The organism is Methylobacterium iners, assembly GCF_022179305.1.
Classification (GTDB): domain Bacteria; phylum Pseudomonadota; class Alphaproteobacteria; order Rhizobiales; family Beijerinckiaceae; genus Methylobacterium; species Methylobacterium iners.
The window spans coordinates 25,452-32,246 of sequence record NZ_BPQP01000060.1; the positions used below are offsets into that span (position 1 = coordinate 25,452).

The 6,795-nt window shown below is 70.6% G+C and carries 8 protein-coding genes; 4 read left to right on the forward strand and 4 right to left on the reverse strand.

Features of this window, described 5'->3' with window-relative positions:
- Window positions 1-2: 2 nt before the first annotated feature.
- Together MFF55_RS18220 and MFF55_RS18225 are read right to left on the reverse strand one after the other, a co-directional pair.
- Window positions 3-959: a TAXI family TRAP transporter solute-binding subunit gene (locus MFF55_RS18220; RefSeq protein ID WP_238245528.1), complete on the reverse strand. Its 957-nt coding sequence runs from the start codon at window positions 957-959 to the stop codon at window positions 3-5.
- Window positions 960-1,082: 123 nt separating this feature from the next.
- Window positions 1,083-1,685 carry a TetR/AcrR family transcriptional regulator gene (locus MFF55_RS18225; RefSeq protein ID WP_238245529.1) on the reverse strand — a complete coding sequence of 201 codons (603 nt, stop codon included), beginning with the start codon at window positions 1,683-1,685 and terminating at the stop codon, window positions 1,083-1,085.
- A 161-nt stretch (window positions 1,686-1,846) separates the two neighbouring features.
- Between MFF55_RS18225 and MFF55_RS18230 the strand changes: the two genes are divergently transcribed.
- Window positions 1,847-2,245 carry a RidA family protein gene (locus MFF55_RS18230; RefSeq protein ID WP_238245530.1) on the forward strand — a complete coding sequence of 133 codons (399 nt, stop codon included), beginning with the start codon at window positions 1,847-1,849 and terminating at the stop codon, window positions 2,243-2,245.
- Window positions 2,246-2,339: 94 nt separating this feature from the next.
- Window positions 2,340-2,627: an MTH1187 family thiamine-binding protein gene (locus tag MFF55_RS18235; RefSeq protein ID WP_238245531.1), complete on the forward strand. Its 288-nt coding sequence runs from the start codon at window positions 2,340-2,342 to the stop codon at window positions 2,625-2,627.
- A gap of 31 nt (window positions 2,628-2,658) precedes the next feature.
- On the opposite strand, the gene cysS is transcribed toward MFF55_RS18235, so the two are convergent.
- Window positions 2,659-4,038: a cysteine--tRNA ligase gene (cysS, locus tag MFF55_RS18240; protein WP_238245532.1), complete on the reverse strand. Its 1,380-nt coding sequence runs from the start codon at window positions 4,036-4,038 to the stop codon at window positions 2,659-2,661.
- Window positions 4,039-4,360: 322 nt separating this feature from the next.
- Between cysS and MFF55_RS18245 the strand changes: the two genes are divergently transcribed.
- A complete protein-coding gene (locus tag MFF55_RS18245; RefSeq protein ID WP_238245533.1) occupies window positions 4,361-4,681 on the forward strand; it encodes a hypothetical protein in 321 nt (106 codons plus the stop codon).
- Between the two features lie 13 nt (window positions 4,682-4,694).
- On the opposite strand, the gene MFF55_RS18250 is transcribed toward MFF55_RS18245, so the two are convergent.
- Window positions 4,695-5,210: a CreA family protein gene (locus MFF55_RS18250; RefSeq protein ID WP_238245535.1), complete on the reverse strand. Its 516-nt coding sequence runs from the start codon at window positions 5,208-5,210 to the stop codon at window positions 4,695-4,697.
- Between the two features lie 150 nt (window positions 5,211-5,360).
- On the opposite strand from MFF55_RS18250, the gene MFF55_RS18255 reads away from it, so the two are divergent.
- Window positions 5,361-6,365 carry a DUF2865 domain-containing protein gene (locus MFF55_RS18255; RefSeq protein WP_238245534.1) on the forward strand — a complete coding sequence of 335 codons (1,005 nt, stop codon included), beginning with the start codon at window positions 5,361-5,363 and terminating at the stop codon, window positions 6,363-6,365.
- Window positions 6,366-6,795: the final 430 nt, after the last annotated feature.

Consider the following 6,795-nt stretch of genomic DNA (forward strand, 5'->3'; position numbering starts at 1 on the left):
GTTTACCGCAGGGCGCCGATCTCCCGCAGGTGGGCGGCGCTTGCCGGGTGAAGCCAAGCAATCGGCACCGCGGCAGGGAGGTTGCGCGGATCGGCGTCGGCCCCCGAGGGGTAGTTTCGCGCCAGCGCCGCGATGCTCCGGTCCATCGCCCGAAGGAGGCGTGTCAGGACGGCCTCGTCGACGCCCGCCCGCGCCAGGACGAAGCTCCAGGAGCCGACCGTCTCGACCGCGGCCGCCAGTCCCTTGAGCGCCCCGGCCGGGACGGTCACCCGCCGAAGCGAAGGGTGCAGCGGCAGGATGCGGTCGATCGCGTCCGGAGCGGGCCCGAAGAATCGGGCGCCGCCCGGCGCATCCGCGAGGACGCGGAAGCCCGGCCACCCGGTCCCGGCGCCCCAGAGGGCATCGGCGCGGCCGTCCAGAACCATGAGCGCCCCGTCGCCGGCACGATCCAGGAGGATCGGTTCGATGTCGCGGTCCGGGTCGATCCCCGATCCGCTCAGGACGCTCCGGCCCATGGCCGTGAGGCCGGACGCGTGCGTGCCGAGCGCGACGCGCCTGCCGCGCAGGTCGTCGACGCGGCGGATCGGACTGCCCGCCGCCACGACGAAGAGGCCGGGCGAGGCGCTCACCGGCGCGACGACGCTGAGCCCCGCCCCGGAGCCGGCCTCGGATTTCAGGGCGTCGTAGGCGTATTCGCCCTGCACGAGGGCGAGGTCGACCCGCCCGGCCTTCAGGAGCACGAGATTCTCCGTCGAGCCCTTGGTCGGCATCAGGGCGAGCTCCAGTCCCGGATCGACCGCCCGGACCGCCTCGGCGAGCGCCTGTCCGAAGGCCGGGAACGAGCCTCCCGGCGTGGCGGTGGCCAGAACGAGCCGCGCGGTGGGCTCGGTGCCCTGCGCCCGCAGCAACGTCGGCAGGAGCGCCGCCGCGCCCCCCAAGATCAGACTGCGCCTCAGCATGGAAAAGCTCCGTCGGGTCGGACGTGTCCGCAGCATGTAACCCGCGCCGACCGGAAGCTCCGAACCCGCGGCGGAAGTTCGGTCCCTCGGCGCGATGACGCGCCCGATGCGCGATCGCCCCGGTCAGCGCGCATTCGCCTCGTGCAGCAGGCCGCCCGCCAACCGACGGAACGCGCCGGCGGCCTCCTTCATGACCCTCGGCGGATCGTCCGCGGCGGCGACCCAGAGCGCGGCGCTGAGCGCCGCGCCGTTCAGCAGTCGCGCCGCCGCCTCGACGTCGATGGGCGGCATCACGCCCGCGTCGACGAGCGCCCGGATCGTCCGCATCGTGATCTGCAGGCAGGCATTCTCGCCCGGCCACCGGGACGGATCGCCGAGCACCGCGGGCCCGTCGAGAAGCATGATGCGCTGGATCTCGGGCTCGATCGCCATCTCGATATAGGCGGTCCCCTCATCGAGGAGACCTTGCCACGGGGTCGGAGCGCGTTCGCGAACGGCACGCAGCCGCTCCCCCATCTCGCCGTCAATCTGCGCGACGACGGCCCAGAGCAGCCCCTTCTTGTCACCGAAATGATGGTAGAGCGCCCCACGCGTGAGCCCGGCCGAGGCGGTCAGCTCATCCATCGAGGCCGCCGCGTAGCCCTGGGTCGCGAAGGCCCGCCGGGCGGCGCGGACGAGTTTCTCCCGGGTCTCGGCCATCGCCTCCGCGCGCTTTCCCAGCACCATGCCCGCCTCTCCGCGAATGGATCGTGACGCCGCTTGACATACGCCTCGTATGTGAGCAGGTATTCGCATACGGGACGTATATCAACGCGAACCCGCCGAGGGAACGGCCGACGGCACGGCGCGCTCCCGCCACCTCGTTCCGACCCCGAAAGGTACAGGACATGACAAAGCGCGACGCCGTCTTCCCTCCCGGTCGCCACGCGCTCTACGACGCGCATCGCTACTCGGCCGCCATCCGCTCCGGCGACCTGCTGTTCGTCTCGGGCCAGGTCGGCAGCCGGGAGGACGGCTCGCCCGAGCCGGTCTTCGAGGACCAGGTCCGGCGCGCCTTCGCCAACCTGCGCGCCGTGCTGGCCGCGGCCGGATGCACGTTCGACGATGTCGTCGACGTCACCTCCTTCCACACGGACCCGGGATCACAGTTCGAGACGATGCTGGCGGTTCGTGCCAAGGAGATCGGCGAACCGCCCTATCCGACCTGGACCGCTTTGGGCGTGACCTGGCTGGCCGGGTTCGACTTTGAGATCAAGGTCATCGCCAGGATCCCGCCGGCCGCGTAGAGCGGGCGCCTCGGCGCGACGACATCCTCCCCTCGATTGACAAGCGGCCGGTCCTGCCGCCTGTGACCGGAGCACCGACGGGAGGGGCAGCGTCATGAAGGTCGTCGCGGATCTCTGCATCGTTCCGATGGGGGTGGGGCCCTCGGTCTCGCCCTACGTCAAGGAGATCAAGGCGATCATCGATGCGAGCCCCTTGCAGGCCGAGATGCACGCCAACGGCACCAACATCGAGGGCGAGCTGAGCGAGATCTGCGCGCTCATCGAGGCCTGCGAGGCGCGGCTGAGCGAGGTCGGCGTCCAGCGCGTCTTCTTCACGATGGCCTTCTCGTCGCGCCGCGACAAGGCGCAGACCATGGCCGACAAGCTGAAGGCCGTGCTCTAGGGCCGTTCCACGGGCGAAGGTTGGCCGCCGCTCAGGACACCACGCTCCAGGTGGTGCCGTCCTTGCTGTCCTTCACGGCGATGCCCATCGCCGAGAGCTCGTCCCGGACCCGGTCCGATGCGGCCCAGTCCTTCGCCGCCCGAGCCGCACGGCGGGCCTCGATCAGCGCCTCGACGCGGGCGATGTCGATGCCGGCCGCCCGGATCGTGCCCTGTTCGCGGGCCGATTGGGTCTGAGTGAGCAGCCCGAGGAGGTTCGCCCCGGCCTTCAGCATCGCCGGATCGTCGAGGCGGTGCAGCTCGGACAGGGCGGCGGCCGTGTTGAGGTCGTCGAGCAGCGGCTCGATCACGCCGTCGGGAAGCGCAGCGGCCGGCGCGACGTCGCCGACGAGCCCGTACCAGCGCTCGATCATGCGGGCGGCCTCCTCCAGCCCCCGCAGCGTCCAGTCAATCGGCTGCCGGTAATGCGTCTTCAGCATCGCCAGCCGCACGACCTCGCCCGGCCAGTCCTTCAGCACCTCGCGCAGGGTGACGAAGTTGCCGAGCGACTTCGACATCTTCTGCCCCTCGACCTGCAGGAAGCCGTTGTGGAGCCAGACATGGGCCATCACGGGCGTGCCGAAGCAGCAGCGCGACTGGGCGACCTCGTTCTCGTGGTGGGGGAAGATGAGGTCGATGCCGCCGGCATGGATGTCGAAGGTCTGGCCCAGGTGCTTCCACGACATCGCGGAGCACTCGATGTGCCAGCCCGGGCGGCCCGGCGCGGCGATCCCCGAGGGCGAGGGCCAGGACGGCTCGCCGGGTTTCGAAGGCTTCCAGAGCACGAAATCCAGGGGCGAGCGCTTGTAGGGCGCCACCTCGACGCGGGCGCCGGCCTCCATCTCGTCCAGGGGCCGCTTCGAGAGGGCGCCGTAATCGGGCATCGAGGGCACGTCGAACAGGACGTGGTCCTCCGCGACGTAGGCGTGGCCCGAGGCGACGAGACCCTCGATCAGCGTCACCATCTCGACGATATGGTCGGTGGCGCGGGGCTCGACGAAGCGGGGGCGCTCACCCGGGACGTTGACCTCGTCCGGCATCAGCACGCCGAGCCTGCGCAGGTCGGCGTGGAAATCAGCGAGCGTCCCGTCGGTCAGCGCGCGGATGGTGATGCCGCGCTCGGCCGCCCGCGCGTTGATCTTGTCGTCCACGTCGGTGACGTTGCGGGCATAGGTGACGTGGCGCTCGCCGTAGAGGTGGCGCAGCAGCCGGAACAGCAGGTCGAAGACGATGATCGGCCGGGCGTTGCCGATATGGGCGGCGTCGTAGACCGTCGGCCCGCAGGCATAGAGGCGCACATGCGTCGGATCGATCGGCGCGAAGGGCGCCTTTTCGCGGGTCAGCGTGTTGTAAAGCCGCAACATCGGGGCCATCAAAGCGTCTCTCGTTCCTCGGTCCGGTCCCGCCGCGCGGTCCGCCGGCCACCGGCGGAAAGCTGAGTCCCGCCAGCGACATCGGCACCGTTTCCGATCCTCGCGGGGCGGATGCCCCAGATGTGGCGGCGCGCCCCGGCGCGAGGCGTGTTGCATGGCGGCGACGGCGTCGCCGGCCTCCCTGCGCTAACCCAAAACCGTGAGCAATTCGAGAACCGGACCCGGCCGCCCTCAGGGGCATTCGACGGCGTTCCGAAAGGGATTGTTTACCGGAACACCACAGATTTGCGCGAAACGCGAAGCGCTTCAAAGAGGAAAATCCATGCGACGTTCGGCTGCCGGCCTCGGCGCTGTCCTGGCCTTCGCCCTGCTCTCGAGCGCCGCTCTCGGCATCGAGTCCGCGTCCAAGGTCGAGAAGACCTTCCTGATCCCGGCGAGCGAGGGCTACGGCGTCGGCGATTGCCTGACGGACGCCTCCAGCGCCTGCGGTCAGGTCGTCGCCAACGCCTGGTGCGAGGCGCAGGGCTTCGCGTCGGCCGGCTCCTTCGGCGTCGCCGCCCAGGACGAGTACACGGGCGCGATCGAGACCGCCCCCGTGACGAAGCGCGTCGAGGCGCCGATCCGGATCACCTGCCAGGATTGATCCCGCGCCGAGTTCAGCCCTTCACGAACTCCCCGCATTTCGGCGGCGGCTCGGTGCCCCAGGGCATCAGCGGCACGGTCGAGGTCGAGTTCTTGGGCGAGCCCTGGATCACCTTGTCCGAATAGACCATGTAGATCAGCGTGTTGCGCTTGGCGTCGCAGCCGCGCACGATCTGCATGGACTTGAAGATCAGCGAGCGGCGCTCGCTGAACACGACCGCGCCCTGGTCGAACTTGCCCTTGAACTGCACGGGGCCGACCTGGCGGCAGGACAGGGAGATGTCCGAGACGTCCTCGGCGAGGCCCAGCGTTCCCTTGATGCCGCCCTTCTCCGGCTGCGTGTAGTGGCAGGCGACGCCGCCGACGAGCGGATCGTCGATGCCGTAGACCACGAGCTTGTCGTTGGGCGTCAGCGGGCGCCAGACCGTCGACTTGTCGAAGATCCGGTCGGGGTCCTCGGCCGCCGCGGACGGCGCCGGCAACACGAGGACCAGGGCCGCCAAGCCCAGTGTGAGACTCCGAAGACACATCATCGAACCATTCCCCTGCCGAACGCTGCGACGCATGTGGGAAGGCTGTCGCACGACCGCGAGGGGCTTTACACAGGTTAGTCTACGCTGCTTCGCCCGCCCGTTCGGCGATCCGACAACCGCAGAGCTTTGCAGTCCTTGCCACAAGCCATGCCGCTGATCCGCCCGCTCGCCTGCGTCCTCGTCGCGATCCTGTCCGTAGGCACGGCCCGCGCGCAGGCGCAGGGCCCGTCCTATGCGTGCCTGCGCTACAAGTCCGAGCTCGCGAACCTGAGCGACGGGGCCAACACCGCCCGCGCGCTGCAGAACGAGATCGGGCGCCTCAATGCCTATTACCGGACGCTCAATTGCGAGGGCGGCCAATTCCTGTTCTTCGATACCCGCCCGCCGCAATGCGGCGCGGTGGAGCAGCGCATCCGCGCCCTGAACGCCGGCTACGGCGCCGAGAACGGCGAGGTCACCGCCGCGCGCCGCCGGCAGCTGACGGCCGCGATCGCGACGACCTGCAGCGAGACGGCCCCGACGCAGGACGGCCTGCCGGGAGAGCACCGGGCGCGGGGCGGCTCGCAGGTCATCTGCGTGCGCACCTGCGACGGCTCCTACTTCCCGATGGCCAACCTGCCCGACGGCCGCGAGGGCGCCAACGAGCTCTGCCAGGCGCTGTGCCCGGGCGCGGAGGCCGTGGCCTACTCGATGCCGTACGGCGACGACGCGCTGCGCCACGCCGCGACGATCAAGGGCCATCGCGCCTACGCCTCGCTCGCCACCGCCTTCAAGTTCCAGAAGAGCTTCACGCCGAACTGCTCGTGCAAGCGCGAGGGCCAGACCTGGGCGCAGTCGCTGGTCAAGGCCGAGAGCATGCTGGTCCGGCACAAGGGCGACATCTTCGTCACGCCCATGCAGGCCGAGGCCCTGTCGCGGCCGAAGGTGCGCGTGACGCTGGCCGGCCGGGCCGAGAAGACCGCCGCGGTCCTCGCGGCGGACGCGGCAAGCCGCAGCGGCGCCGTCGTCTCCGACGCCGGCGCGCCGGAGGCGAACGCGACCGGCGGCGAGGCGAGCCTGCAGCGGGCGGCCGCGTCCAGCGAGGAGCGCAGCGCGGTCCGGGTCATCGCTCCGAACGTGATCGCGGTGCCGACCCGCACGGGCGCGCCCTGACGCGCGCCGCCCCCCGCGCCCTGCGGATCATGGGCCTGATCGCCGTCGTGTCCCTTCCGCCGTTCGGACCGGCGCACGCCGCGCCGGCGAAGCTCCCGCCCGTGCCGCAGGGCCGCGGGGTGCCGGCGCCCTCGGCTCCGTCGCCGCCCACGGCAAAGCCCCCGGCTCCGCCCCTCGCACCAGCGCCCGCGCAGCCGCGCGCTCCGGTATCGCCGAGGCGGTGAGCATCGGCGCGATTTCGGGGCGACAAGCCGCAAGCCCATGCCAAGGGCACCACGTCCGATCCCGATCGACCCAGGCGATTTCTCTTGCTATTATTCCTAAGCTGTGTTTCTAATCCGTCACCTGCTGCCCGGTAGTTGAGGGTGCTTGTCCGGTGACCGACCGGGCGGGCTTTGGGCGGCAGGGCGGTGCCCGCGTCGGAGGCTCG

Bases quoted from the DNA above. Each gene is read 5' to 3' on its own strand.
- MFF55_RS18220 (WP_238245528.1), bottom strand. From the start codon at position 959: ATGCTGAGGCGCAGTCTGATCTTGGGGGGCGCGGCGGCGCTCCTGCCG.
- MFF55_RS18235 (WP_238245531.1), top strand. From the start codon at position 2,340: ATGAAGGTCGTCGCGGATCTCTGCATCGTTCCGATGGGGGTGGGGCCC.
- MFF55_RS18255 (WP_238245534.1), top strand. From the start codon at position 5,361: ATGCCGCTGATCCGCCCGCTCGCCTGCGTCCTCGTCGCGATCCTGTCC.
- MFF55_RS18250 (WP_238245535.1), bottom strand. From the start codon at position 5,210: ATGTGTCTTCGGAGTCTCACACTGGGCTTGGCGGCCCTGGTCCTCGTG.
- MFF55_RS18245 (WP_238245533.1), top strand. From the start codon at position 4,361: ATGCGACGTTCGGCTGCCGGCCTCGGCGCTGTCCTGGCCTTCGCCCTG.
- MFF55_RS18225 (WP_238245529.1), bottom strand. From the start codon at position 1,685: ATGGTGCTGGGAAAGCGCGCGGAGGCGATGGCCGAGACCCGGGAGAAA.
- MFF55_RS18230 (WP_238245530.1), top strand. From the start codon at position 1,847: ATGACAAAGCGCGACGCCGTCTTCCCTCCCGGTCGCCACGCGCTCTAC.
- cysS (WP_238245532.1), bottom strand. From the start codon at position 4,038: ATGGCCCCGATGTTGCGGCTTTACAACACGCTGACCCGCGAAAAGGCG.